Raw genomic sequence first — 388 nt, 5'->3', positions numbered from 1 at the left:
TAATAATACCAATTGACGGAGACATTTGTGTCGCTAATTTTAATGTAGGTAAATCGACGTGTTTAATTTTATCGAATTGAGAAATTAAGCCTAGGTTAATCATCATGAGTAAAAATGTAATGATTAAACCGCCAATTAAGCCCCCGTATAACGTTGAGTCACGATACTTAACTTTACTACCCATCACTGATAAGAAGCTGAAGGCAGCAGCAATTTGCAAGCTTGCATAGTTAATCGCATCAAACCACCATCCAGGTGATAATGATTTCTGCTTATGAATCTGAGCATCATTATTAGCGGCAGTAAAATCAAGATGACTCGTTGTGAAATAGTAGACCGCAATCATAATGACAATCGCAATTAAAAATGGGGTAACACCGCCAAGCAC

At 37.1% G+C, this 388-nt stretch carries 1 protein-coding gene; it reads right to left on the bottom strand.

Annotated features, from left to right (window positions below; translation table 11 throughout):
* Positions 1-388: hypothetical protein (locus tag I6F37_RS44285; protein ID WP_225155028.1), on the bottom strand; the 388-nt coding region annotated here is incomplete at both ends.

This window comes from Bradyrhizobium sp. NBAIM08 (genome assembly GCF_020193935.1).
Taxonomy (GTDB): Bacteria; Pseudomonadota; Alphaproteobacteria; order Rhizobiales; family Xanthobacteraceae; genus Bradyrhizobium; species Bradyrhizobium yuanmingense.
Note: the sequence above shows the minus strand (reverse complement) of the source record. Positions and strands in the feature narration are given on the sequence as shown.